This is a genomic window from Arthrobacter alpinus, from assembly GCF_001445575.1.
GTDB lineage: Bacteria > Actinomycetota > Actinomycetes > Actinomycetales > Micrococcaceae > Specibacter > Specibacter alpinus_C.
Window position 1 is genome coordinate 995,144 of record NZ_CP013200.1, and the last position, 26,811, is coordinate 1,021,954.

Consider the following 26,811-nt stretch of genomic DNA (forward strand, 5'->3'; position numbering starts at 1 on the left):
TTTGGGTGGCTACAGTTAGAGTGTGACTTTACTGAGCTCGATGGATGCTGCCCGCTTTGTTGTTGATGCGCTCGAACGTGCCGGAGTGCGCCACGTGGTGGTGGCCCCCGGCTCTCGCAGCGCCCCGCTCGTGTACGCCCTGGCCGAGGCGCAAGCCGATCAGCGGATCACCGCTCATGTGCGGATCGACGAGCGCGTGGCCGGATTCACCGCGCTCGGGCTGGCCCTGGGCACCAAGGGCCCTGCGGCAATTGTGACCACGTCAGGCACCGCCGTGGGCAACTTGCTCCCGGCCGTCATGGAGGCCAACCACGCTGGCGTGCCGCTGCTGGTGCTCTCCGCCGACCGTCCCGAAGAGCTTCGCGGCACCGGGGCGAACCAGACCACGTTCCAGCTGGATCTCTTCGGCGATCACGTGCGTTTCGCTACCGACGTTGCCGCGGGGAGCGATCCCTCCAGCGCAATATCCACCGCCCTGACGGCTGCTCTTGGACGGCTCGAAGGCATTCCGGCTGGCCCGGTGCAGGTCAATTTGGCCTTCCGGGACCCGTTGACCCCCGCCTTGGACGGCTCCGAATGGGAGCGGCTGCTCCCGGTCATCGAGACCCCTGACGCCGCGGCTGGGATCACGGATGAGCTCCTTCTGGCAGCCCAAGCAGTCTCAGATACAGATGCGGACACGGACGACGCCGTCACCGCCGCTGCGGTCAGCGGCACCGAGGCGGCTCCCGAGCCTGGTGACGGCACCAACGCCGGTTATCTCGCAGAGGGCCCGCTCCAGCCATTCTCCAGCTCCTCCGATGGTCCCGCGTCTGGTCCCTCGTCTAGTCACCGAACGGTAGTTGTTGCCGGACATGGAGCCGGTCCCGAGGCCGAACACTTTGCCCGGATGCTTGGCCTGCCGCTGCTAGCCGAGCCCTCATCCAACGCTCGGTTTGGCCCCAACGCTATTGGCCCGTACCGGATGCTGCTGGATAAATTTGGGCCCGAGAGTGCTCTTCCCATCGAACGTGTGGTGGTTTTCGGACGCCCCACACTGTCGCGCCAAATCAGCACCTTACTGGCGCGCACGGATCTGGAACGGGCTCTCTTCGTGCCTGCACCTGTGCCGTGGTTTGAGCCCGGGCGCCGCACCGAACTGATCCTGACCCAATGGGATCAGTTGCTTGGCTTTGCCGGCCGCGGCCCCGACGGATGGTTGCAGGCGTGGCAGTGGGCAGGGGAACAGGCAGAATTGGCACTCGATTCCGAATTGGCGGGCACCAGCAAGGACACAGGCGGGAGGCCAGGGGGCGGAAAACTCGCCGCCGCAAGCACCCTCAATGGCCTGCAGCTTGCCCGAGCAGTCTGGGACACAGCCCAGAAGGACACCGGCAGCATCCTCATGCTTGGTTCCTCCAACCCGGTCCGTGACGCTGACCTCGCTGGCCAGCCCACAGTGAAAAACGGGGCTGCCGTGCACGCCAACCGAGGCTTGGCCGGGATTGATGGCACCATTTCGACGGCAACGGGACTGGCGCTCGCCACCGGTAAAACAACCCGAGTGCTCCTGGGTGATGTGACGTTCCTGCACGATTCCGGCGCCCTGAACATTGGCCCCATGGAGGCGCTGCCCCAGATTCAGGTCATCGTCCTGAACGATGGCGGTGGTGGGATCTTCTCCGTCTTGGAGCATGGAAAGCTGGCCGAGGCACCCAACTACACAGCCGCCGTCGAACGTTTCTTTGGGACCCCCCATACGGCAAGTCTGGGGGCGCTGGCCGCTGCCTTTGGCTGGAGCCACGTTTCGGTCGGCACCGCGGAGCAACTCGCCAAGGCGCTGGCCGCCCCCGTGCTGTGGCCGTGCGTCATTGAGGTTGTTGCCTCTGAGCGTGCCGACTTGCGTGAACTGCACGCCACTATCGCGGAGGCCATAGCCTCCAGCTGACCTGCACGTAGGGCCGAGGATGTGCCCCGGTAGGGCCTAACGCGAGGTTCCGGCGCAGGGAAACGGAAGTCGAAGACAGCTGGAGGGGGTTTCCGGAGCGGGGATGGCGTGATCATCTGACGTGGGAACAGCGATGGCGCCACAGGCCTCGGAGCGGGGATGGATTTTCAAGGTCGCCCAGCGACCGAAAAAAATCTTACTGCCCGCGAGGGGCCTGCGGCGCCAGTGGCTCCAGCTGTTAGAGTACCCGACTGAGGAACTCCTTGGTGCGGTGGTGCTGCGGGTTGGCGATGATCTCGCGCGGGTTACCGCTCTCTACGACGACGCCTCCGTCCATGAAGGTGAGGGTGTCGCCTACCTCGCGGGCAAAGCCGATCTCGTGAGTTACCACGATCATGGTCATGCCGGACTTGGCGAGGTTCTTCATGACTTCCAGAACGTCGCCCACTAGTTCAGGGTCAAGGGCGGAGGTGGGCTCATCGAAGAGCATCAATTCCGGTTCCATGGCCAGTGCGCGGGCAATAGCAACACGCTGCTGCTGCCCGCCGGAAAGCTGGGATGGGTAGAAGTTGGCGCGGTCGGACAAGCCCACCATCTCCAACAGTTCCAGTGCCTTCAACTTCGCAGCTGCCTTGGACTGACGCTTGACCTGGGTAGGTGCTTCAATCACGTTTTGCAGGGCAGTCTTGTGCGGGAACAAGTTGAAACGCTGGAACACCATGCCGATCTCACGGCGCTGGGCCGCGATCTGCTTGGTGTTCAGATCGTGCAGTTTGCCGTTGACCTCCCGGTAGCCGATCAGGTCATTGTGCACGTAGATGCGGCCTGCGCTGAGGGTATCCAGAAGGTTGATACAACGCAGCAGGGTGGACTTTCCCGAACCTGACGGGCCAATGATCACGGAAACTTCCCCGGGGTTGACCGTCATGTCGATGCCCTTGAGCACATGGTGATCGCCGAAGAACTTGTGGACCCCCTGAATCTCTACCAGGGGTTTTACTGCGGCTGCGTGAGAGTTGGTCACTGAAGCGGTATCGGTCATGACTTGCCGCCTTCCGTGGTGTCATCGGTGGTGGTTGGCGCGGTGGCCTTGGCAGCTGCCACGGCGGCAGTGGCCTTGACTGGCGCCTTCATGACGTTGTCTACTCCCTTGCCGAAGTGCCGTTCAATGTAATACTGGCCAACCATCAATACCGAGGTAATGACCAGGTACCAGAACGCAGCAACCATGAGGAGTGGGATGGGCAGGAACGTACGGCTAGCCAATGCGTTGGTCACAAACGTCAGGTCCAAGGTGAAAGGAACAGCCAAGACCAGCGAGGTGGTCTTGAGCATGCCGATGGTCTCATTGCCTGTGGGTGGGATGATGACGCGCATGGCTTGGGGCAAAATGATGCGCCACATGACCTTGGAACGGCGCATACCGAGGGCCTCGGCGGCTTCCATCTGGCCGTTGTCCACGGACTTCAGACCAGCGCGGAAGATCTCTGCCAGGTACGCGGATTCATTCAAACCCAAACCAACAATGGCGGCGACAGTGGCGTTGATGACAGTGGCCGTGTCCCAAGAAAGAAGCTCAGGCCCAAATGGGACTCCGAGAATGATCTTAGGGTAAAGCACGCCAACAGATCCCCAAAACAACAGCTGGGTGTAGACGGGCGTTCCACGGAAGAACCAGACCCACACCCAGGAGACGTACCTAAACAAGGGGTTGTCTGATTGGCGCATGAATGCCAACAAGATCGCCAACACAATGGCGATGACCATGGAAGAAACGGTCAGGACCAGCGTCCAGCCCACACCTTGAATGACAAGAACATCAAAAACATAGGTCCGGAACGTACCCCAGTAGAACTTGGGATTGGTCGTCATTGACTGAATGGCCAGAATAACCACCAGCAGAATGACAGCCGCGCCCACCCACCGCCACGGGTGCCGGACGGGAATTGCGTCAATCAATTCCACGTCCGAGCCCGGGCCGCGGGAAGCCCGGAATGATGATTGTCGGCTCAAGGCTTTAGCCCGCCGTCGGGTTCAAGACGGACTTGGTCAATGCGCCGTCCTGGTTGTTCCACGTGGAAAGAATCTTGGTGTAGCTGCCATCCTCGATGAGCTTGTTCATGACCTTCTCAATGACCGCGGCGAAGGCTGCGTCATCCTTGGCGATGGCGATGCCCTGCTCTGCGGAATCGTACGCCTTACCGAGAGTTTCCAGCTGGCCGTTGGTCTTGGCCAAGGCATTGTTGATGATGGGGGTATCGGCGCTCATGGCGTCAATGGTGCCGCCAACCAAACGCGTGGTGACATCGGTCTGGTTCTTCAGGGAAACAATGTCAATGGCCGGCTTGCCGTCAGCCACGCACTTGGCGGAACGATCCTTGACATCCGGATCCTCCTCAACGGTGCCTGTCTGGACGCCGATCTTCTTCCCGCACAGGTCATCCATGCTGATGCCCTTGGGGTTGCCCTTCTGCACGGCCCACAGAACGCCAGCGTTGAAGTAGCTGACAAAGTTCACAGCCTTGGAGCGCTCGGGGTTGATGGTGAAGGATGAGATACCGAGATCGTAGACGCTACCGATCTTTGGAATGATCGAGGAAAAGTCCGCCGTGTGGACAACGGCCTTCTTGCCGAGCGTGGCCGCGATGGCCTTGGCAATATCCACGTCGTAGCCGATGGGAGTCTGGCCATCCTTGTCCAGGAACTCGGCCGGCTCATAGGAAGTATCGGAGCCTACTTCAAGAGTGGCCTTGTCCTTCAGTGATGCTGGCAGCAACGCGATGAGGGCATCATCCTTGGCCACCGTGGTGGGATCGAAAGCGGCAGCTTGCGAAGCTCCTGAGCTACTTTCCGTGCCGCCATCCTGTGACGCTGTGGTGCAGCCTGTCAGTCCGAGAGCCGCAACGGCGAGGACGGCGGCGAATCGCAGACCCAGCTTGGAAGAGTTGTGCATTTTTTACCCTTTGTGTAGTCCCTAAGGAGCCAGCATTTGACATCTAGTGTAACCCTCGGTGACTTGCCTCACAGTCAACAAGATTTCACTATTGAACAACTTTCTGTGATCCCGGGCAAGAGATTTAGGAGGATTTCTGTCTGAAATCCCGGACTGTCAAGGGTGATCTAAGGGTGGTTTGGCAGGTTCAGGGCCTGCAGCATTGGCCGAAGTTTTGCCCACGTCTCAGCCAGTTCGGCCTCAGGATCGGAGGCTTCCACGATGCCTGCGCCGGCATAGAGCCGCACGCTGTGAGAGTCCTCCAACACCGCTCCACGCAGGGCAATACCCCATTCGCCATTGCCAGCCCCATCGAGCCAGCCGACAGGACCGGCATAAGGTCCGCGGTCCATCTGTTCCAGTTGGAGGATGAGAGTTGCAGCTTCTTCCCGAGGCGTTCCGCACACGGCAGCAGTGGGGTGTAAGGCCTCAACTAGGGCTAAAGACGAAGGCACGTGCCCGTTGGAGCTGGCCAGCTGGGCGCTCACATCGGATGCCAAATGCCACACGTTGGGTAGTTCCAAAATGAATGGCTCCGCCGGGAAAGACATGTCTGTGGCAAAGGGGGCGAGCTGCCGGATGAGGGAGCGAACGGCGAAATCGTGCTCCTGACGCTGTTTGATGGAGCCACCCAAAACCGAGTCGGCAAAGCCGGTGGAACCGGCCGGTTCGTCTTCACGGTCAAGGGTTCCGGCAAGTACGCGAGCCTGGGCTGTGGAGCCGTCCACCTTGATGAGGATCTCGGGCGTGGCCCCCACCAAACCGCGGACGCCATAGGTCCAGCATTCGTCGTACAGGCCCACCAATCGTTGCAGAATTGAAACTCTGCGCACCGGTTCCTCGAGTGTTGCGAGCACATCGCGAGCGAGGACCACTTTTTCCAAGCCTCCGTGGGCAATGGCCGCAACACCGGAGCGGACGGACTCCTTCCATTGCTCTTCGCTGAGCGCACCGGAACGCACGGTGCCCGCGGAGGGGGTGCCCGGCGTCGAACTTTCAAAGGACGAGGGAGTGGAAGAGGAGCCCAGTTGCCGCAGGAGGGCCAGTGCGGATTTCTCGGTGGGCGTGATGCCGTCCAAGGAGAGCTGGGTCAGCCAGGCGGTGCCCGCGGAGAAGCCCACCACTAGGGCCGGGACGATCAGCGCGGATTCGTAGGCGCTCGTGGTGGAGAAGGCGAAGGAGCCAAAAGCCATGGCGCCGGTGCCGGGCATGCGGATGGAATCGTCCACCTCCGCGGTGGCCAGGAGGGATTTCCACCACTGTTCGGCGTCGGAAAATCGGGAGGCGCCGGTGCCAGTGAAGGATGCGATTTCGCCAAAGCCCACCAGGCCTTCGCCGCGGCGCAACCAACACAGCGGCCCATCAGGAGATTCAGCGGAGCCCGAGTCTAAAAGTGCGCCGGGTGCAACGATGCCAAGCTCCGCCAGCGTTGCCGGTGTCAGGGCCAGGGTGAGGGCGCGCAGCGAAAGGGAATCAGTCATGATGAGTCCAGATTACTCGCTGAGGGGCCACAATTCGGCGTACTGGCGGTGTGATGGCCCACAAGCGGCCCCGGCACGCGTCCACAATGCGCGAAGCCGCGCAAAGTTTGAGAGACTAAGAGAGTGAACCGTGCATCTTTGGAGAAGCGTCCGGAAGAAATGGCTGCCATGTTTGACGAGGTGGCCCCCAAATACGACGTCGTCAACGATATTTTGTCCTTAGGACAGACCCGTCGCTGGCGGCGCATCGTGGTGGAAGCCGGGGGCACCGTGCCCGGCCAGCGGGTTTTGGACCTGGCCGCCGGTACCGGCACCTCGAGCGAGCCGTTTGCCGACGCCGGCGTGGACGTGGTGGCCTGCGACTTCTCAGTGGGCATGCTTAAAGTTGGCAAGCGCCGACGCCCGGACATTGACTTCGTGGCTGGAGACGCCACAAACCTGCCCTTCGCGGACAACTCCTTTGACGCTTCCACCATCTCCTTTGGGCTGCGCAACGTGGCAGATCCGAAGAAGGCACTGCGTGAGATGCTGCGCGTTACCAAGCCCGGCGGAAAACTGGTGGTGGCCGAATTCTCACACCCTACCTTCGGCCCGTTCCGTACCGTTTACACCGAATACTTGATGCGAGCCCTGCCGCCCATCGCCAAAAAAGTGGCTTCCAACCCCGCCGCCTACGTGTACCTGGCGGAGTCCATCCGGGTCTGGCCCAACCAGGACAACTTGTCCGCGTGGCTCACCGAATCCGGCTGGGACAAGGTGGCCTACAGGAATTTGAGCGGCGGCATTGTGGCTGTTCACCGTGCCGTGAAGCCGCTGACAGGCCCTGCCGACACTGCCGGTGCGCGCTAACCATTCGCTAACCGTGCTCTAACCCGTTCGCTAGTCACTCGCTAACCGTAAGGAAACCCGACTCACCGTGAAGGTACTGATAGTAGGTGCCGGTCCCGCCGGATCCACCGCGGCCTGGCACTTGGCCTCCGCTGGGATCGAGGTCACCGTGCTGGAGAAGACCCGTTTCCCGCGTGAAAAGGTCTGCGGCGACGGCCTCACCCCGCGTGCCGTGCGCGAAATGCAGCTCATGGGCCTGCCGCACGACCCCTCCGAAGGCTGGCGCCGCAACAAGGGCCTGCGCCTGGTTGCCGGCGGCCGCCAGATCGAGGTGCCCTGGCCCGAACTCACCGACTTCCCCAACTACGGGCTCATCCGGACTCGTTTGGGCTTTGATGAATCGCTCGCCAGCCATGCGCGTGCCGCCGGTGCCGTGATCCTTGAGGGCCACTCGGTGACGCAGGCCCTGACTAACGACGCCGGAACTGTCGTAGGTGCCAGGGCGTCACTCTTGGATGGGGCTGGCCGGAAGACGGGCGAAACCGCTGACTTCCACGCCGATGTGGTGCTGGCTGCTGATGGGAACTCCACCCGGACGGCGCTCTCCCTGGGGCTTGAAAAACGTGATGACAGGCCCATGGGTGTGGCCTACCGTACCTACTTCACGTCCCCTCGTCACGAGGATGACTGGATGGAGGGGTGGCTGGAGCTGCCCGCACCGGATGGCCGGACGTTGCCAGGGTACGGCTGGGTGTTTGGTGTTGGTGACGGGACCTCCAACGTTGGCCTGGGTATCCTGAACACCTCCAAGGAGTTCGGCAAGCTGGATTACCGTGCAGTGCTGCGCGATTGGACGGCTTCCATGCCCGGCGAGTGGGGCTTTACTCCGGAAAACCAGGTGGGTGCCATCAGGGGAGCAGCTCTGCCCATGGCTTTCAACCGCACCCCGCACTACTCGGACGGACTGCTGCTGCTGGGAGATTCCGGTGGCATGGTGAGTCCTTTCAACGGCGAGGGTATTTCCTACGCCATGGAATCAGGCCGCTTCGCTGCTGAGCACATTGTTCGGGCAGCTGGCACCAACTCCCGGTTGGCCGCCGATCACGCGCTCTCCAACTACGGCACGCTGGTGCGTGAACAGTGGGGCAGCCACTTCACGCTGGGCCGGGTTTTTGCTTCCATGATTGGCAATCCCACCATCATGAAACTGGCCCTGCGCTCAGGTATGAGCGTTCCGGTGCTGATGCGTTTTGTAGTCCGACTCATGACGAATCTGACCGACACGGATAAACGAGGTTTTGAGGATAGAGTGATTCATCTACTGGAGAAGCTCGTCCCTGCCACCAGCAATCAGGACATTACCCGCACATCCAAGCAACAATCCCTACCAATAGTTAGTGTTGAGCAGTGACTACTTCCGCGAACCACAGCTGGACCCATGCCGGGCAAGGACGCCCCGAATCACACGATTCCAATCCCAGCACCATGGCCATTGCCACTGGGCTGCAACTGCCGTCCGGTTTCAACGCCGTGGCAGAGGACCCGGAACTGGGACCCTCCATCGCCATGAGCATGGCGAAGGTGGAAAAGGTGTTGCGTGAAGCAATCGCCCACTCCGATCCTTTGGCAGATGCCACCAGCCGCCACTTGGTGGAAGCCGGCGGCAAACGCATCCGCCCACTGTTGGTGCTGCTTGCTGCCCACCTCGGAGACCCGAACCGGGCCGAAGTGGTGCAGGCCGCCGTCGTGGTTGAACTGACGCATTTGGCCACGCTCTACCACGACGATGTGATGGACTCGGCGCCGTTCCGCCGCGGCGCTCCCACCGCCCATGAGGTGTGGGGCAACACCGTTGCGATTCTGACCGGTGACCTCATCTTTGCTCGCGCGTCGATCCTGGTCTCGGCTCTGGGTGGCCGTGCTTTGGAAATTCAGGCCCGCACGTTCGAGCGCCTGTGCCTTGGCCAGCTGCACGAAACCGTGGGTCCGCGCGAGGATGAAGACCCCATTGAGCATTACTTGTCCGTCATTGCTGACAAGACCGGCTCGCTCGTTGCTGCTTCGGGTCAGCTTGGCGCCATCTTCTCCGGTGTTTCAGAGGAGGGCCAAGAGGTTCTGCTGGAATACGGCGAAAAGGTGGGCGTTGCTTTCCAGCTCGCCGATGACGTCATCGACGTGACTGGGCTGAAGCAGGTTTCGGGAAAGTCACCCGGAACCGATCTGCGCGAAGGTATCCCAACGTTGCCTGTTCTGTTGCTGCGTAACGCTGCTGCCGCGGGCGATGCGCAGGCTGCCGCTGTACTCGCATTGGTTGATGGCGATCTGAGCAGCGATGAAGCACTGGCTGAGGCTGTAACCGCGCTGCGGGAACACCCCGTCACGATGGAATCCTGGGCTGTGGCCCGCGAATGGTCCGATGCTGCCATTGCAGCACTGGCACCGCTGCCCGAGGGTATCGTCAAGACGGCTCTGGCCAGCTTTGCCGAAGCCGTGGTCTCCCGCGACGTCTAGCACTGCGGTTTCTGGCTCGAAGGTCCGGGTTGGGACCCGAATACTCCGGTTTCGAGCCCGAGTGTCCACTTAATGTACGTTTTGGGGCCATTTTGGGCGCTAAACGTACGTTATGTGGACACTGACCGGTGGGTCAGGGCCGTGGCGTTGATTTTTGGCCGCCAAATGATGGCTGGGCCGCCTAGCTGAAGTCTTTGCGGACGTTGAGAGCGCCGAGCATGGACCGCGTGGCCAGATTCTGCGGATCGGGCCAACCTCCGCGCACCAGCATCCGGGCCAGCTTGGTCACCGCAATGAGCCCGCCATTGCGCATGTCCTCTCTGCGGAGCACCACCTGATGCCATCCCAATGATTGGGTAATAAAGTCCCGGTCACGATCTTTGGCCCGCTGTTCTGGAGAATCGTGATGCTCGCCGTCATACTCCGTGCAGGTCCTGTATTTGGGACAGGCAAGATCGGGTTCCACCAGCGAGTGTCCGGCGTCGTCCATGATCTTGTGGTTGGGTTGGAATTCTGGCAGGCCTGATCGGTTGATGGTCAGCCGCAACCGAGTTTCTGGCGCTGAGTCCACTCCGACTCTGACAAGTTCCATAGCCGCCCTCAGCTTGGTATAGCCACGGGCACCCGTGTGCTGGGCAAGGTAAGCCTGCAAGACGTTGAGTTCCACCGTGGCGATTCTGACACGGCCATTATTGCGTTGGTGGCAACAGACAATCTGATCCCCTACAACCACTAACTCATCAACGGTGAGTAATGGCGCGATGTCCAGGAATGTTCGCGCCGCCGAAGTGACTGGAACTCCACCAAATTCATCAATGTCGGTCCGCTCCAGTTTTAGTCGGTGGCCGCTCACGTGCCGTCGCCTGGGTGGTGGACTGCCGTTCGGCCTGGAGAGGTCGAGTAATTGGCGTTCTTGGAATCTCGACGGCAAATACAGGCCATGAATCTTCGCTGCCGTGATGTGGCTGATGACGCCATCGCCAGTCAACGCAGTGTAGGGACGGCAATGGTCTAGCAACTCACAGTCAACTGTTTGGGGAACGCGAATACCCCGGCTGGGTTTCAATAAATCTGCTGAACGGATACGACGGGCAGATAACCGGGCATGGTGCGCCTGGGCCAGAGTGAAAGGCCGCAGGGCCAGGTGCAGTGGAAGCTCCGATGGTTTTCTCATGCTTCCAGTAAGGCTGAAATTGAACCCTCGTAGTGGCGAAAAAGGGCCAATCTGGCAAATCTGTGGATAACGCACGCTCTGGTCCTTATAGAACGGACAAATAATTTGGCCGCGGAAGATAGCTCTTGGACGAAGTGGCGGACGCCTGACGCAGCATCAGGGGTACTGAAGAGGTGCTGAAGGGGTGCTGGAGCGGCTCGAGTGTTCACTTAAGGTACGGTTTGGAGCCCAAAACGGTCCGAAACGTACGTTATGTGGACACTCGGCGCGGGGTGCTGCTCAGGTCGTGGCGAGGGTACTCGTGAGGGGCGTGGGGACCTCGTTGGGGTGCTGGAGCGGCTCGAGTGTTCACTTAAGGTACGGTTTGGAGCCCAAAACGGGCCGAAACGTACGTTAAGTGGACACTCGGCGCGGGGTGTTACTCAGGACGTTGCAAGGGGAGTCGGCGCGGATAGGAGACGGGGTGCTGACAGACAATAGCGAGAGGCAGCCCTGGATGGTCAGATCTTGGTGCCTATACCGGGAAGTGAAAAGGGGCTGGCACCTTCGGCGCTGGCATTCCAATGCGTGGGTGCGTTGCGGCGTCGAGCTTCTGCTTCTGAGGCCGTAGCCAAGCCGGCATCATCGACGCTGACCATGACACCACTGTGCTGGAGATTGAAGAATCGGATCACAATGCGGCGGCCGTTGACGTTCCACACACATGCTTGGACCACGGGATCATGCCAAGGGTTGTTTCCCTCGCCGTACCGCGCGGTGAGTTGGCTGTGAATGCCTTCGTAGCCTTGGCGGGTGGAGGGATTATCCGTACTCATGGACGAATACAGCTGCATGCTGATGCCTAGGAACCTCCCACTGTAGGACGTCCACGATGAGGAAATCTCCCCGCCGGCCAAAGGAGTGCGCAGCGAGTAGTGCGCCACTGCTGGAACTGCGCTGGCCTCATCCCACGCTGCTCCTGTGATGAACCCCAGGCGTTCAAACCACACCTTGCGGTCAAAGTCGGAACGGGGCCACATGCCCTCAACCAATTTTTCGACCAGGCTAACCACTGCAGCCGGGTCCGGATTCAATACGCTTGTGGGCTCCTGTGCATTCATAACGCCACGCTACCGCTCCCGGATGAATATTCCCATAGCTCGCGTCTGCGTAGTTGCTGTGGATTAGTCCTCGTCGCCGAAAACCCAGTCGAGCATGTCGAAGACGAATTCGCTGAAAGTACCTTCCTCGTTGATCCAAACACCTGTGGCGTTGTTGCGGCGCCACACGATGGGATCGGGAACATCGGCCTGATCGACCAGAATGCCCCAGGTGTAGGCCTCGTCCTCGTCTTCAAGGAACAGAAGGTAGCCGTCCTGAACTTCCAGCTCTTCGGGATCCCAGAAGTAGTAGTACGCCTCCATGAGTTCCTCGCAGTTACCCACGGCGTGCAGGAATTCGCGCAGCGCCAACGGCACCGTGAGCTGCAATTCTGCAAAGACAGCGTCCAGATCCGCCCAGTCAATCCCGTCGGCTTCCTGCCACGGCTCCTCCAAATACAAGGGAACCAGGCCACGGAACTTCTCTACGAACATGTCAGACATTCAAATCTCCACAACTGAGCAACAGGCGATTACAAGCTACCTGCAATCTTAGTCGCGACGGACGCGCAGGATGCGCCGAGCAGCCCAACTGCGCGATGCCAGCGGAGCATGCCAGCCGTAATGCAGGCTCAACAAGCGTAGGAGGAAAACTGCGACGGCGGCAAAGGTGCCAGTGATGAGGTTCAACCAACCCGCGTGCCACAGCACCGCGGCGAGGACGGCTCCCACCAAGGCTGGGATCGCGTACAGGTCCGTGGGATCGAACACCTTGGGCACTTCATTGGCTGTGATGTCACGCAAAATTCCGCCACCCACAGCGGTAGTGACGCCCAGTAGTACCGCGGCCACGGGGTTCATCCCGGAGGCGAGGGCTTTGAGGGTGCCGGTGATGCAAAACAGGGCCAGCCCGCCGGCGTCGAACATCAGCAGCAACCGCCCACTGCGCTGGACGTTGCGGACCATGAAATACACCAAGGCCGCAGCAAAGAGTGGCGGCAGCAGATATTCCGGATTCAGGAACGCGGCAGGCGGACCGTCGTTCAGGACGATGTCCCGGACCACGCCGCCGCCTAGGCCAACCATGCATGCCAGCAGCACCGAACCGACCAGATCGAACCCCTTTCTGGCGGCGAGCAGGCTGCCCGAGACGGCGAAGAAAAAGACGCCCAAGAGATCAAGGGCGAGCGGCAGATCAATGGTCATGGGAGCAATCTTTACGGGGATGTAGGGAACACCAAGTCAGCGCCAGCGTACCGTGTCGGGACAAGAAATTGGCAGATTTCCTGGCGTCACAGGGTTGGTTTGTGACTACGCTGAGGGAATGAGCCGCGCCCAGCCATTGATTCATGTTCAGGACTTCCACATGCACTTCGGTGCGAAAAAAGTCATCGAAGGGCTCTCCTTCGATGTAGCGCGCGGGGAGACATTTGGGTTTTTGGGCAGTAATGGCAGTGGAAAAACGACGACGATCAGAGCTTTGCTTGGCATCTACCGTCCCACCTCGGGAACCCTAGAGATTAACGGCAAGGTGTTCAGCGACGACTTTGGCGCCCGGCTGGGCTACCTGCCGGAAGAGCGCGGCTTGTACAAAAAGGAGTCGGTGTTGGATGTGATGAGCTACTTTGGACGGCTCAAGGGCTTGTCCAAAAAGGATGCGCAAGCTTTTTCACGGGACTATCTGGACAGGGTTGACCTCGCCGACAAAGCCGATGTGCGCGTGGACAAGCTCTCCGGCGGCGAGCAACAAAAAGTTCAGTTGGGCGTGACCATCATGAATGAGCCGGAGCTGCTGATCCTCGATGAACCCACCAAAGGCTTTGACCCGGTGAACAGGCGCCTGCTCATGGATATCATCGAGGAACGCAAGGACGCGGGGGCCACGGTCATGATGATTACCCACCAGATGGAAGAAGTGGAACGGCTCTGTGACCGGATCGTCCTGCTCAAGGACGGCAAAGCGGAGGCATACGGCACCATTGACCAGGTTCAGAACCAGTTTGGTGGCCGGACCATCAGGCTCAAGTACTCCGGGGCCCTGCCGCCCTCGCCGCACTATGACATCACCCTGCAGGAAACCAATTACGCCGAGCTGTCACTAGATGATGCCGTGGATGAGTCTGCCGTGCTGAAGGACCTGGTACTTGCCGGGGTGGTGGTGCGAGGCTTCGTAGCGGCCAAACGCAGTCTGGAGGACATCTTCATTCAGGTCTACGGCTCGCCACCCGGCGACGCGTCAGGCCCCGGACTAGGCCCCGGACCCGGAGCTGGAGCAGGCCCCGGGCTAGGCCCCGGCGCTGCACCCGGACCTGGACCCGCCCGCGGCCCCGGCGCTGCACCCCCGCGCGGGGCTGGACGGCTCGCCGCCCGCGGCCTGCACAGGAAGGGAAATGGACCAGATGGCACGGCATAATTTAGGCACAGTGGTGCAGTTTGAATTCATTCGGACTGTGAAGAAGCAGCGGTTCTGGATAGCTACCTTGGCCATCCCGGTACTGTTGGGGATTGTTTTTGCCCTGGTCTTCGCCAGCAATTCCAGCACGCAGCAGCGTTCCGATGAGCAGAAGAACCAAACGCTGGCCTTTAGCTATTCGGATGCGTCCGGACTCATTGATCCGGCCCTAGCCAAAGCCATGGGTGGCACCGTCGAGAAGGACCCAGGGACCGCCGTCGAACGTGTCAGGGCAGGCACACTCAACGCGTTCTTCAGCTTTCCGACCAACATCGACAAGAACCCGGTGAGCGTTTATGGGGCGGATCAGGGCATTTTCAAGAACGGCACGTACGACGCCGTGGCCAAACAGCTGGTGGTGCTTTCCGCTGCGCAAAAGGTGGGCTCGGCGGAGCTGACCGCGGCCGCGCAGGGCAATTTCACCACAGAACTGCAGACCTTCAAGGACGGGCAAATATCCGGCGGATTGGAAACCGTGGTGCCGCCGTTGCTGTTCCTGGTGTTGTTTTACGTGGTGATCATCCTGCTGGCGAACCAAATGCTCGCCTCCACGTTGGAGGAGAAGGAAAACAGGGTCACGGAGATGATCCTGACAACCTTGAACCCCACAACGCTGGTGGTGGGCAAGGTCATTTCGCTGTTCCTCGTGGGCGCGGTGCAGGCGCTGGTGTTTGCTTCGCCCATGGTGCTTGGGTACGTGTTCTTCCGCAAGCAGCTCGCCATCCCGGACTTTGACCTCTCCAACCTGCAATTCCAGTTCCTGCCCATGCTCATCGGGGGCCTCCTGTTTGTGGGTGGCTTCATCTTGTTCACGGGCGTGCTGGTAGGAATCGGGGCTGTCATGCCCACGGCCAAAGATGCCAGTACGGTGTTCGCCCCGGTCATGATCATGATGTTCATCCCGTTCTATATTGTGACCATGGTGGTGAGCGACCCCGGCTCGCTGATCGTGCAAATATTTACCTTCTTCCCCTTCACAGCGCCGATTACAGCCATGTTGCGCAACGCGTTCGGCTCACTCAGCGGTGCCTCTGCGGCCATTGTGATTGTTGAACTGTTCGTGTTTGGGTTCGTGGCCCTGCGCGTTGCGGTGCACTTGTTCCGCTACGGATCCATTGAATATTCGCGCAAGCTCTCCCTGCGCACAGCCTTCGCCCGGAAGCCCTGAGCCGGGTGCCGGGCCTGCAGAGGCGCGTGCTGTGGGTGGCCATCCTTGCCTCCTTCGTGGCATTTTTGGACGGCGCCATTGTCAACGTCGCCCTGCCCGCCATGACGCGCGAGCTGGGTGGCGGCATCACCACGCAGCAGTGGGTGGTGGACGCGTACTTACTGGCCCTGGGATCGCTGATTCTGATCGCCGGTTCCCTGTCCGACACCTTCGGCCGCATCCGGATCCTCCGCGCCGGCCTACTGATCTTCGGGACCGCCTCGCTGGCCTGCGCCGTCGCCCCGAGCGCCCTTTTACTCATTGTGGCCCGCGGTATCCAAGGTGCCGGGGCCGCGCTGCTGGTGCCCAGCTCGCTAGCGCTGATCACCTCCATCTTCCGGGGACCCGCGCAAGGCAAAGCCATCGGCTCGTGGACGGCGTGGACCGGCACCGCATTTCTGGCTGGGCCGTTGATTGGCGGACTCCTGGTGGATTATGGCAACTGGCGGCTGATCTTCGCCATCAACGTCATCCCCATCGCCGCCACCCTGATCCTGCTGAAGGGGCTTGCCATCCCTCCGGTGCTGCTTCTTCCCACACTCCCTCCCGTGAAGCACGACGCCGGAACCTCCTCCGTGCCAGCGGCACCTGTTGCTCCTCCCGTCGCCGCCGAGCTCGGCGGCAGCGCAGGCACGCCCGTGTCAGTGGCGCGGCCCGCGTCCCGGGTCGACGTCATCGGGGCCGTTCTGGCCGCCGTCGGACTGGCCGGAACTGTGTTTGCTCTGATTGAACAGGACCGGCTGGGGTGGGGGAGTGCGCTGGTGTACGGGCCGTTTGTGCTTGGGATTGCTGCGCTGGTGGCGTTTTTGTGGTGGGAACACAGAACCCCGGCGCCCATGATGCCGCTGGGTCTGTTCCGGATCCGAAACTTCGGCGTGGGCAATATTGCCACCACCTTTATTTACGCAGGGTTGTCGCTGGGGCAGCTACTGGTAGTGCTGTTCCTCCAGGAAATTGCCGGGTTTACGGCGGCTCAGGCGGGGCTGGCATCACTTCCAGTAGCGGTGATCTCGCTGCTTCTGGCCGGGCCGTTTGGAACGCTCGCCGGTAAATACGGACCCCGACTATTCATGGCAATGGGACCACTAGTGGCTGGCGTGGGGTATGCGATGATGGCATCGGCAGCGGAACCTTTCAATTTTTGGTTGCAGATTCTGCCCGGACAGCTGGTGTTCGCCGTGGGGCTGTCCATAACTGTTGCGCCCTTGACGGCGGCCATCCTCGGGGCCGTGCCGGCGGGGCAGAGCGGAATTGGATCGGCCATTAATAATGCCGTCTCGCGTGTGGCTGGGCTCATCGCCGTGGCGCTCGCGGGCGTGATGCTTGGCGGCGTGCTGGACTACGAATCGTTCCGGCGGGTCATGGTCATTACGGCGCTGCTGTTCTTGGCGGGGAGCGTGGTTTCGGCGCTGGGGATCAGCAATGCCGAGGCGCGGCAGCAGCGGAGTGATGCGGAGACCGGGCCCGCGGTGGCTGTTGACGGGCCCGGGGACGGCTCGGAGGACGGCCCCGAGAACGGGCTGAGGGCTGCCGGGCCCACAGCCTCTTGAGGCACTATCAGTGCGCGGACAGCTAAGCCGCTGACGTACATTGGCTGTGAAGAATTCTTGGGAAAGGACTCAACCATGGAGCATGAAACCGTGATGATTGCGTGCGCCCACGGCACCAATAACGCCGAAGGCCAGCGACGCATCAACGCACTCAGGGCCGATATTGCCCTGTTACGTCCGGGGTTGACGGTGCTGGAGGCGTATGTTGACGTTCAGGAACCGGCCCTGCCAGACGTGGTGGCCGGGCTGGCCGCACACGTGCACGCCGTGGTGGTTCCGCTGCTGTTGACGGTGGGCTTCCACGTCCAGGTGGACATTGCTGACGCCGTGGCCAGCCGGGCCAACACCCTGGCCGCCGCACCGCTGGGACCCGATCCGCGGCTGGCCAAACTGCTCGATAAGCGGCTCGGCACGCTCCCTGCGGGGTGGGGCATTGTGTTGGCCGCGGCAGGTTCCTCACGCCCCGAAGCCGCCGAACCGATTGAGGTCCTGGCCGCCGATCTTGCCGTGCGCCGCCCGGAGCGGATTGTGGCCGCCTATGGCGCCAGCGCCCGGCCATCGGTTCCGGACGCCGTGGCACAATTGCGGGATGACGGCGCTGCCGGGGTGGCCGTGGCCTCCTATCTGTTGTCCCCAGGCTACTTCCACGACCAGTTGTCATTGGCGGGCGCTGACCAGGTTGCCCCGCCGTTGCTGCCTTCCAGGCTTCTGGCAGAACTGGCGCTGGAACACTTCGACACTGCACTCCTGCGCAACGTTGCGCCGTAACGGTGCGCCACTCCAGAAGTGGCGCACCGTTGTGCCGTAACCGTGCGCAGGATTAAACAGCAAGACGCCGGACCTGCCGCCGTGGTGAGTTTCCAAGCGCTTCGACTGTTCGCAGGTGCGACGCCGGACCCGCGCACCTAGGTGGGCGGGGCCGGCGTCGTACCTGGCAGTGGCACTTCGCGCGGAGGTGACCAAGCACACCCCAGCGCGAAATGGGTGGGTGTGACGAAATGTTGCCCAAGGTGAAGCAGCGTTGCATGAGTGATTGGTGGGCGAACAGGGTCGATCTACGCTCGTTCTCATGACACAGACAGCTCTAGCCGGAGCGAGCGCCTCTGGCACTGCCGCCGCGACAAGTTCCGCCGAGGCACCCGCCAAGCGAACCGTTCGGGCCCGCCCCGCCGCCAAACCCCACGGCCAGTGGAAGGTTGACGGCACCGCGCCGCTGAACCCCAACGAGGTGTGGAAGCAAGAAGACGGCGGGCTGAGTGTCCGCGAACGGATCGAGACCATCTACGCGTCCGGTGGCTTCGACAGCATCGAGAAGACGGATCTGCACGGCCGTTTCCGCTGGTGGGGGCTGTACACCCAGCGCAAGCAGGGGATCGATGGCGGCAAGACCGCAACGCTTGAGCCGCACGAGCTCGAGGACAAGTACTTCATGCTCCGCGTCCGCATTGACGGCGGCTCGTTGACCACCGAGCAGCTGCGCGTCATTGGCCAGATCTCCACGGAGTTTGGCCGGGACACCGCCGACCTCACCGACCGCCAAAATGTGCAACTGCACTGGGTGCGGGTGGAAGATGTGCCGGAGATTTGGAACCGGCTCGAGGCTGCCGGTCTGTCCACCACCGAGGCGTGCGGCGACGTGCCCCGCGTCATTCTCGGCTCCCCGGTGGCCGGCATTGCCAAGGACGAGATCATCGATCCCACCCCCTTGATCAAGGAGGTCAGCGCCCGTTTCATTGGCGATCCGGAGCTGGCCAACCTGCCGCGCAAGTTCAAGACAGCCATCACGGGCCACCCCTCGCAGGATGTGGTGCATGAGATCAACGACTTCGCTCTGGTGGGTGTCATACACCCCGAGCTGGGTGTTGGCTACGACCTCTGGGTGGGTGGTGGTTTGTCCACGAACCCACGCCTGGCCGAACGCCTCGGCGTGTTCGTCAGCCCCGAGGTTGCGGCTGAGGTGTGGCTCGGCGTCACGAGCATCTTCCGCGACTACGGTTACCGCCGCATGCGCACCAAGGCCCGCCTGAAGTTCCTGCTGGCCGATTGGGGCCCGGTCAAGTTCCGCCAGATCTTGGAGGACGAGTACCTGGGCCACAAGCTGCCTGATGGCGAACCCGCGCCCAAGCCCACCTCGCCTGGCGATCATATTGGCGTCCACGAGCAGAAGGACGGCAAGTTCTTCATCGGCGTCACGCCCACGGTTGGCCGTGTTTCTGGTTCAACGTTGACGGCGCTAGCCGACGCCCTCGAGGCTCACGGCTCCTTCCGCCTGCGCACCACCCCACACCAGAAGCTCGTCATCCTTGACGTGCCCAAGGAGCAGGTGGAACCGCTCATCACGGTGCTGGATGGCCTGGGCTTATCCGCCCGCCCGTCACTTTTCCGGCGCTCCACGATCGCCTGCACCGGCATCGAATACTGCAAACTGGCACTCGTGAATACGAAGGACACCGCCGCCACGGCCATCACCGCCTTGGAGACGCGCCTGGCCGATCTGGTGGACACGGGCGTTTTGACCCAGCCCATTGCGTTGAACATCAACGGCTGCCCCAATTCCTGCGCCCGCATCCAGACCGCGGATATTGGCCTCAAGGGCATGATGCTTCCCACGGACGACGGCGGCACCGCCCCCGGATTCCAGGTCCACCTAGGTGGCGGGCTGGCCACCGACAACCGCGTTGAGGCTGGCCTAGGCCGCACCATTCGCGGCTTGAAGGTCACAGCCGCAGAGCTGCCCGACTATGTGGAGCGTGTTGTCCGCCAGTACGTTGGTGCCCGCACCGACGGTGAAACGTTCGCCGAGTTCGCCCACCGTGCCGATGAGGAGTTGCTGAAATGACCGTCACAACGCTTCGTTCACATGACGAGCTCAAGGCCCTGGCAGCCGCAGGGGCAGCGGAACTCTCCTGGGATGCGTCAGCCAAGGAGGTCATCGCCTGGGTGTCGCGCAACTTCGAAACTGGCGCGGCCGCCGTCGCCTGTTCCATGGCCGACGCCGTGCTGCCGGCGCTGGTTGCCGATCAGCTGCCCGGTGTGGATGTCCTCTTTCTCGACACCGGATACCACTTCCCCGAAACTTACGCCACGCGTGACGCGGTGGCCGAGAACCTGCGCGTAAACATTGTTGACGTGCTGCCGCGGAACACCGTGGCGGAGCAGGATTCGCTTCTGGGCAAGAACCTTTTTGCCAGCGATCCCGCCCAATGCTGTGCGCTGCGCAAGGTGGAACCGCTGAGTCGCTCCCTCTCCGGATACGAGCTGTGGTTCACCGGGGTTCGCCGCGACGAGGCACCCACACGCACCAACACCCCGCTGGTGGTCTGGGATGAGAAGAACGGTCTGGTCAAGGTCAACCCCGTCGCCACCTGGACGTACGAGGAATTGATCAGCTACTCCGATGAGAACCTACTTCCCGTGAATCCGCTCCTTAGCCAGGGCTACCCGTCCATCGGCTGCGCACCCTGCACCAACAAAGTGGCCCCCGGCGCCGACCCCAGGTCCGGACGCTGGGCCGGAACCTCCAAGACAGAATGCGGGCTACACGAATGAGCACCCAAATTACAGACACAGCGATCGAGCTGGCCGACGCGAGCGCCACCGCAACCGATCCTCACTCGCTCAACGGCCTCGCAAGCTCCGCCGGGGGCCCCACGCGGCCGTCGGCCCCTGCCGAGGAGCTGAACTCCCTGGACCTGCTCGAATCCGAGGCCATCCACATCATCCGTGAGGTGGTGGCCGAGTTTGAGCGTCCCGCGCTGCTGTTCTCCGGCGGCAAGGATTCGGTGGTCATGCTGCATTTGGCCACCAAGGCGTTTTGGCCCGGCAAGGTTCCTTTCCCCGTTTTGCACGTGGATACGGGCCACAACTTCCCCGAGGTCATCGAGTTCCGCGACCGCACAGTTGAGCGGTTGGGCCTGCGCCTTGAAGTGGGCTCCGTTCAGGCGTTTATCGACTCCGGTGAGCTGTCCGAACGTGCCGATGGAACTCGCAACCCGCTGCAGACCGTCCCATTGCTGGATGCCATTGCCAAGAACAAGTTCGACGCCGTTTTTGGCGGCGGCCGCCGTGACGAGGACAAGGCCCGCGCTAAGGAGCGCATCTTGTCCCTGCGTGACGAATTTGGTCAGTGGGATCCGCGCAACCAGCGCCCCGAGTTGTGGAACCTGTACAACGGCCGCCATACGGTGGGTCAGCATGTGCGTGCGTTTCCCATCAGCAACTGGACCGAGTTGGACATCTGGCGTTACATCGCCCGCGAAAACATTGAGCTGCCCGGCCTGTACTACGCGCACGACCGCGAGGTCTACGAGCGCGACGGCATGTGGCGCGCCGTGGGCCCGGTTTCTGAACCGCGACCCGATGAGAAAGTCATCATCAAGCAGGTCCGCTACCGCACCGTGGGGGACATGTCCTGCACCGGCGCCGTTGCTTCCGATGCCACCACCGTCCATGACGTGGTGCGTGAAGTTGCCGCTTCAACCCTGACCGAACGTGGCGCCACCCGGGCCGATGACCGCATCTCCGAGGCCGCCATGGAAGACCGCAAGAAAGATGGCTACTTCTAATGAGCACAGTTACTTCCCTCGAGCAGTCAACACTTTTCCGCTTCGCCACGGCCGGCTCCGTCGATGACGGCAAGTCCACTCTTGTAGGCCGGCTGCTCCACGATTCCAAGGCCATCCTGGCTGACACGCTCGACGCCGTTACCCGCACCTCCGCGGACCGCGGCTTCGGCGGCGAGAATGGCAGCACCCAGAAGATTGACCTGGCGCTGCTGACCGATGGACTGCGTGCCGAGCGAGAGCAGGGCATCACCATCGATGTGGCCTACCGCTACTTCGCCACGGATCGCCGCAGTTTCATCCTGGCTGATTGCCCCGGGCACATCCAGTACACCAAGAACACGGTGACGGGCGCGTCCACTGCGGATGCCGTCGTCGTACTCATTGACGCACGCAAGGGGGTGCTGGAGCAGACGCGCCGACACCTGTCCGTGCTGCGCCTGCTGCGCGTTCCCAACGTGATCATCGCTGTCAATAAGATCGACCTCGTGGACTTCAGCGAGGAGATTTTCCGCACCATCGAGAGCGATGTCCAGACGGTGGCCGCGAGCATCGGCCTTGGTGACGTGGTGGTCATTCCGGTCTCCGCGTTGGAGGGTGACAACGTGGTGGAGCGTTCCACCCACACCCCTGGTACCCGGGTGCCAGCCTGCTGGACCTGCTGGAAACGCTGCCCACCACCGATGAGTTGGAGCGTGGACTCGAGCCCTTCCGCTTCCCGGTTCAGCTGGTGGTCCGGCCGCAGGGTGCGCTGGCCCCCGAGCTGGTTTCCGCGGACGACGCCGGAGCCTCCTTCCGCGATTACCGCGCCTATGCCGGGCAGCTCGCCTCGGGCGGCGTCTCGGTGGGGGATGCCATCACGGTTCTTCCTTCAGGGCGGACTGCGACGGTGGTGGGCATCGACTTTGCCGGCCGGTCCTTGGAGCAGGCCGTTGCGCCGCAGTCGGTGTCGCTGCGCCTGAGCGAAGAGATCGACATTGCCCGCGGTGACGTAATTGCGGCAACGGGTACCTTTGGCGAGGTCAGCCAAGACCTCTACGCGGAGCTGTGCTGGTTGTCCACGAAACCCCTGCGCGAGGGTTCCAAGGTCCTGATCAAGCACGGCAGTAAGACGGTCCAGGGTCTGATCAGGGCCGTCACGGGCAAGCTGGAGCTGGAGTCGTTTGAGTACCAGGCTGCATCCGGACTGGAGCTCAATGACATTGGAACGGCCCAGATCCGGTTGGCCTCTGCTCTGCCCATCGAGTCGTATGCGCGCCACCGCCGCACGGGTGCGTTCCTGGTGATCGATCCGCAGGACGGCAACACGTTGGCCGCTGGTCTTGTCCGGGATCATCCCGGCGACCACGAGGACGAGCGCTACAGTATCTAGGCCCACGTGATCTAGCGGTCTACCAATCTGGGGACCCACACTGAAAATGCCGCCGCTGCTGCTTATTGCCGCCACTCTACGGGTGGCAATAAGCAGCAACGGCGGCATTTTGTGTTTGAACATTGCGAAATCTTGCTGAAAAGTCTGGAGTTTCGCTGGAGCGTGTCATAAGGTTGGCCCAGGATCGTGTTCGAAGCCGAAGTCTCACGGCTGGGAAATTGCTTCAATGTTTGTTTGAAATTTTTGTTTGCAATGTTTGTTTGCACGGTCTCGCAAGGTCTCACTTGAGCAGTACAAGCGTAATCCGAGGGGGGGTGGACGCAGTGGATAGCAGCCCAGAATCATGGACGTTGAACGCTATTTTGCCGCGCACCCTGCGAATTGCCATTGGAGCTGCACTATTTGCCGCAGTGCTGATCGTTTTGGGATCGGCCGGTGCTTTTGCATCCTCCGGATCCAGCCCGGCATCTGTTGCCGCCTCTAAGCCCGCACCGGATAAGGGCAAGGGTCTCATTTCTGGGATCCTGAGTCCTGTCGTTGACGTGGTAGACAAAACAGTGTCTCAAGTACCTGTCGTCAAAGACGTGCTCGGAAGCGGCACCGTTGGCAAAGTGGTTGCACCCGTTTCAACAGTGACTGACAAGGCTGAAAGCGCAGTGACGGCAGTGCCGGTGGTGGGTTCGGTTGTGGCCCCTGTCCGCCAAGTAACCAACGCGGTGGTGCCGCCAGTTATCAACGTTGTGGAGGCCGTCACATCCCCCGTCGTCAGCGCAGTTGATCACGTGACGGCGCCTGTTGTGCAGGTCGTTGCCCCCGTTCTCAGCCCGATTACCGGATCTGTCCGGCCAGTTGTAGACGGTGTCACTGGCGGCGTTGCCGATGTTGTTGACAACGTGGTGGTACCCGTGGTTCCGAACCTTCCGAGCCTTCCGAACCTTCCGAGCCTTCCCGGAACGCCGAGCATCCCGGTTGTTCCGAACGTTCCAGTGGTACCCAGCAACCCCGGCACAGCGGTCACACCAGAGGTTCCCGGCGGCGTTCAAACACCCGGGAGCGTTCCGTCAGGGAACCCCGGAGACGGCGACGCCGTCGAAGGTTCTCGCGGTGAACTGACTCATTCAGCCAGTGCAGAGGCGGCTGTGAAGGCCGCAGTTGCTAGGTCTGACCGCCAGCTGGCCGTTGTCGACGCGCAGGCCGGTGATGCGCCAGCTGGTGCAGGGGACTTCGGGGCGCTTGCACCTTATTTGTCCGGTGGGCATGCTCTCGGAGCTGCAACCGCTAATGAGACCACAGCGCAAGCAACTGCCCCTGGAGCTGAACCGAGTGCCAGCTGTGGCTCTGATTCCCTGGCTGGCGCTGTGGGTCCTTGTGCCCCTGCCGTGGCTTCGGGTTCCGTTCCGGGACCCGCTTCCGGCAGCAGTGCAGGGGGCTCAGGTGGTGCCGCTGGACCTGTGGCCGCTAGTGAGAACACGTACGCACAGTTTGCCCTCGCAGGAGGGGCCGCTGCCTTAGCAGGCGCCGACTGGCCCCTCCCTGCCTCCATGCCCGAAAACCCCGGATCAACACCTGGCTAGATGACCTTCTGCCATTCCCCTTTTGCTGGGAAGGCCAAGGTCTTTCCTTGATTTGCGACCGCAAACAAGGCCAAAAAATCTTTGTCAGGAGTTGGACAACATGCATGCAATTATTCGTCGATCGCTGTGCGCAGCGGTCTTTGCCGGAGGACTTCTTGCCCTCGGCGCAGGTGCAGCAAGTGCTGCAGAGCAGTCAAATTCAGATGCCCTCAATGCACCTTCCGTGCTGGCGAGCCAGCATTCCCACACCTCCACTCACGCCGACAACAACCAGGCGGGAGGCCTCCTTGGCGGTTTGCTCGACGGTGTGGTTGGTGACGTTCTGGACAATGTTCAGGTTGCGGTTCCGGTGACTGTTCCGGTGAACGTTTCGGGCAATGCCGTGGGTGTCCTTGGGAATGCTGTTTCCAATGATTCCTCGGCTGTGAATACGACGGTTGTACCGGGCGTGGATCAGAGTTCTAGCCAGGCTTCGGCTCCCGCTTCCTCTCCCGCTAATGACGGCGGTTTGCTCGGCGGTGTGGTTGGTGACGTTCTGGACAATGTTCAGGTTGCGGTTCCGGTGACTGTTCCGGTGAACGTTTCGGGTAACGCTGTTGGTGTCGTTGGAAACGCTGTTTCCAATGATTCCTCGGCTGTGAATACGACGGTTGTACCGGGCGTGGATCAGAGTTCTAGCCAGGCTCCGGCTCCGGCTCCCGCTTCCTCTCCCGCTAACGACGGCGGTTTGCTCGGCGGTGTGGTTGGTGACGTTCTGGACAATGTTCAGGTTGCGGTTCCGGTGACTGTTCCGGTGAACGTTTCGGGCAATGCCGTGGGTGTTCTTGGGAATGCTGTTTCCAATGATTCGTCGGCTGTGAATACGACGGTTGCTCCGGTGGTGGATCAGAGTTCTAGCCAGGCTCCGGCTCCCGCTAACGGAGGCGGTTTGCTCGGCGGTTTGATTGGTGACGTTCTGGACAATGTTCAGGTGGCGGTTCCGGTCACGGTTCCGGTGAACGTTTCGGGTAACGCTGTTGGTGTCGTTGGAAACGCTGTTTCCAACGGTTCGACGGTGGTCAACACAACGACACCTGGTACCCCGTCGTTGCCCACCACTCCGGTGGTTCCGGTGACGCCTACGACTCCGGTTATCCCGGTGACGCCTACGACTCCGGTTATTCCGGTGACGCCCACCACTCCGGTGACCCCGGGTACACCGTCCTTGCCGGCCGCACCACTGACGCCCGCAGCACCAGCAACCCCGCTGGTCCCGCCAACGCCGCTCACGTCAGTTGTTCAGAGCTCACCGGCAGTGCACTCACCTGTGCTGAAAGCTATGGGCTCAGGCATTCAGGCAATGAGTAACGGGGCAACTGCCCAGTTGGCCTACACAGGCACCGGGCTGTGGCCCATCTTCTGGTCAATTGCGAGCCTTATGGCCGGTATGGTCTTGACGATGCTGCGTCGGTTTAGCTTCCAGCAGTAATCATTTTCTGAAGTGCATCGATGCCACCGTTTCCGCCTGCTGCCGTGCGTTACCCCCACGGCAGCAAGCGGAAACGACAGCATTTGATGCGCAGATCCATTGACACCGGGGGTGCCGTCCGAAAGCATAAAGTGATCCGAATAATTACGGTCCCGGCTACAATCCGTTGAGGGAGTCATAATCATGACCACACAAGTATTCATCAACCTTCCCACCGTGGACCTTGACCGCTCCAAGGAGTTTTTCTCCGGGCTGGGATGGAAGATTGAACCCAACTTCACGGATGAAAATGCCGCCTGCGTGGTGATTGACGAGAATATTTACCTCATGATGCTGACGCACGACTTCTTCGCGACGTTCACAGACAAGCCCATTGCAGATCCGGCTACGTCATTGCAGGTGCAGACTGCTCTTAGCTGTGACAGCCGTCAAGACGTTGACGCGATGCTGGAGAAGGCGTTGGCAGCTGGCGGTAAAGAGCCTCGGCCTGCCCAAGACATGGGTTTCATGTACTCCCGCGACTTCGAAGACCCGGACGGCAACTGGTTCAGCATCCTGTGGATGGACCCGAAGGCTGCCGAACAGGGCCCCGAAGCGTTCCTCTCTGAGCAGCAGGAGAAATAACCGTAGCTGA

General features: G+C 61.4%; 21 protein-coding genes and 2 pseudogenes. 15 read left to right on the forward strand and 8 right to left on the reverse strand.

Annotation, left to right across the window (positions count from 1 at the left end; genetic code table 11):
- Positions 1-40: 40 nt before the first annotated feature.
- Positions 41-1,927: a 2-succinyl-5-enolpyruvyl-6-hydroxy-3-cyclohexene-1-carboxylic-acid synthase gene (menD, locus tag AS189_RS04370; RefSeq protein WP_062286498.1), complete on the forward strand. Its 1,887-nt coding sequence runs from the start codon at positions 41-43 to the stop codon at positions 1,925-1,927.
- Between the two features lie 238 nt (positions 1,928-2,165).
- Here the strand turns inward: menD and AS189_RS04375 are convergent, their stop codons facing one another.
- From AS189_RS04375 to AS189_RS04390, 4 genes are all read right to left on the reverse strand, one after another.
- Positions 2,166-2,969, reverse strand: a complete 804-nt coding sequence (locus AS189_RS04375; protein WP_062286499.1) for an amino acid ABC transporter ATP-binding protein — start codon at positions 2,967-2,969, stop codon at positions 2,166-2,168.
- Entirely contained in the window at positions 2,966-3,940 is a 975-nt protein-coding gene (locus AS189_RS04380; RefSeq protein WP_082634068.1) for an amino acid ABC transporter permease, read from the reverse strand. The genes AS189_RS04375 and AS189_RS04380 overlap by 4 nt, the downstream gene beginning before the upstream one ends.
- 4 nt (positions 3,941-3,944) lie before the next feature.
- The gene (locus AS189_RS04385; RefSeq protein ID WP_062286500.1) at positions 3,945-4,880 is read right to left on the reverse strand and encodes an ABC transporter substrate-binding protein; all 936 of its coding nucleotides are present in this window, start codon (positions 4,878-4,880) and stop codon (positions 3,945-3,947) included.
- Between the two features lie 167 nt (positions 4,881-5,047).
- Positions 5,048-6,400 carry an isochorismate synthase gene (locus AS189_RS04390; RefSeq protein WP_082634069.1) on the reverse strand — a complete coding sequence of 451 codons (1,353 nt, stop codon included), beginning with the start codon at positions 6,398-6,400 and terminating at the stop codon, positions 5,048-5,050.
- Between the two features lie 123 nt (positions 6,401-6,523).
- Between AS189_RS04390 and AS189_RS04395 the strand changes: the two genes are divergently transcribed.
- The 3 genes from AS189_RS04395 (at position 6,524) to AS189_RS04405 (ending at position 9,739) form a co-directional block, all read left to right on the forward strand.
- The gene (locus AS189_RS04395; RefSeq protein ID WP_062286501.1) at positions 6,524-7,249 is read left to right on the forward strand and encodes a demethylmenaquinone methyltransferase; all 726 of its coding nucleotides are present in this window, start codon (positions 6,524-6,526) and stop codon (positions 7,247-7,249) included.
- Between the two features lie 67 nt (positions 7,250-7,316).
- A complete protein-coding gene (locus tag AS189_RS04400; protein ID WP_062286502.1) occupies positions 7,317-8,639 on the forward strand; it encodes a geranylgeranyl reductase family protein in 1,323 nt (440 codons plus the stop codon).
- On the forward strand, positions 8,636-9,739 hold the full coding sequence (locus AS189_RS04405) for a polyprenyl synthetase family protein (RefSeq protein WP_062286503.1): 1,104 nt from the start codon (positions 8,636-8,638) through the stop codon (positions 9,737-9,739). Before AS189_RS04400 ends, AS189_RS04405 begins: the two co-directional genes overlap by 4 nt.
- 181 nt (positions 9,740-9,920) lie before the next feature.
- Here AS189_RS04405 and AS189_RS20585 read toward each other — a convergent pair whose 3' ends face one another.
- The 4 genes from AS189_RS20585 to AS189_RS04425 form a co-directional block, all read right to left on the reverse strand.
- Positions 9,921-10,988, reverse strand: a complete 1,068-nt coding sequence (locus tag AS189_RS20585) for an endonuclease domain-containing protein (RefSeq protein WP_237759969.1) — start codon at positions 10,986-10,988, stop codon at positions 9,921-9,923.
- Positions 10,989-11,413: 425 nt separating this feature from the next.
- Entirely contained in the window at positions 11,414-12,013 is a 600-nt protein-coding gene (locus AS189_RS04415; RefSeq protein ID WP_129587148.1) for a hypothetical protein, read from the reverse strand.
- A gap of 63 nt (positions 12,014-12,076) precedes the next feature.
- Positions 12,077-12,496: a hypothetical protein gene (locus AS189_RS04420; RefSeq protein ID WP_062286505.1), complete on the reverse strand. Its 420-nt coding sequence runs from the start codon at positions 12,494-12,496 to the stop codon at positions 12,077-12,079.
- A gap of 48 nt (positions 12,497-12,544) precedes the next feature.
- Positions 12,545-13,198: a trimeric intracellular cation channel family protein gene (locus AS189_RS04425; RefSeq protein WP_062286506.1), complete on the reverse strand. Its 654-nt coding sequence runs from the start codon at positions 13,196-13,198 to the stop codon at positions 12,545-12,547.
- A 160-nt stretch (positions 13,199-13,358) separates the two neighbouring features.
- On the opposite strand from AS189_RS04425, the pseudogene AS189_RS04430 reads away from it, so the two are divergent.
- The 11 genes and pseudogenes from AS189_RS04430 to AS189_RS04480 all read left to right on the forward strand — a co-directional run.
- A pseudogene (locus AS189_RS04430) lies at positions 13,359-14,213 on the forward strand (ABC transporter ATP-binding protein); the annotation flags it as partial.
- Positions 14,214-14,382: 169 nt separating this feature from the next.
- Positions 14,383-15,612: an ABC transporter permease gene (locus AS189_RS04435; protein ID WP_337589202.1), complete on the forward strand. Its 1,230-nt coding sequence runs from the start codon at positions 14,383-14,385 to the stop codon at positions 15,610-15,612.
- A 26-nt stretch (positions 15,613-15,638) separates the two neighbouring features.
- A complete protein-coding gene (locus AS189_RS04440; protein WP_062292943.1) occupies positions 15,639-17,201 on the forward strand; it encodes an MFS transporter in 1,563 nt (520 codons plus the stop codon).
- 75 nt (positions 17,202-17,276) lie between these two features.
- On the forward strand, positions 17,277-17,969 hold the full coding sequence (locus AS189_RS04445; protein WP_062286507.1) for a sirohydrochlorin chelatase: 693 nt from the start codon (positions 17,277-17,279) through the stop codon (positions 17,967-17,969).
- Positions 17,970-18,270: 301 nt separating this feature from the next.
- Positions 18,271-20,040: a nitrite/sulfite reductase gene (locus tag AS189_RS04450; protein ID WP_062292945.1), complete on the forward strand. Its 1,770-nt coding sequence runs from the start codon at positions 18,271-18,273 to the stop codon at positions 20,038-20,040.
- The gene (locus AS189_RS04455) at positions 20,037-20,750 is read left to right on the forward strand and encodes a phosphoadenylyl-sulfate reductase (protein ID WP_062286508.1); all 714 of its coding nucleotides are present in this window, start codon (positions 20,037-20,039) and stop codon (positions 20,748-20,750) included. Before AS189_RS04450 ends, AS189_RS04455 begins: the two co-directional genes overlap by 4 nt.
- A complete protein-coding gene (cysD, locus tag AS189_RS04460; RefSeq protein ID WP_129587150.1) occupies positions 20,747-21,766 on the forward strand; it encodes a sulfate adenylyltransferase subunit CysD in 1,020 nt (339 codons plus the stop codon). Before AS189_RS04455 ends, cysD begins: the two co-directional genes overlap by 4 nt.
- Positions 21,766-23,135 (forward strand): annotated as a pseudogene (locus AS189_RS04465) (sulfate adenylyltransferase subunit 1). The gene cysD and the pseudogene AS189_RS04465 overlap by 1 nt, the downstream one beginning before the upstream one ends.
- Before the next feature lie 323 nt (positions 23,136-23,458).
- Complete coding sequence (locus tag AS189_RS04470; protein ID WP_129587151.1) at positions 23,459-24,709, forward strand: hypothetical protein; 1,251 nt, start codon at positions 23,459-23,461, stop codon at positions 24,707-24,709.
- 100 nt (positions 24,710-24,809) lie between these two features.
- A complete protein-coding gene (locus AS189_RS20965) occupies positions 24,810-26,177 on the forward strand; it encodes a DUF320 domain-containing protein (protein ID WP_062286510.1) in 1,368 nt (455 codons plus the stop codon).
- Positions 26,178-26,360: 183 nt separating this feature from the next.
- On the forward strand, positions 26,361-26,801 hold the full coding sequence (locus AS189_RS04480) for a VOC family protein (protein ID WP_062286511.1): 441 nt from the start codon (positions 26,361-26,363) through the stop codon (positions 26,799-26,801).
- Positions 26,802-26,811: the final 10 nt, after the last annotated feature.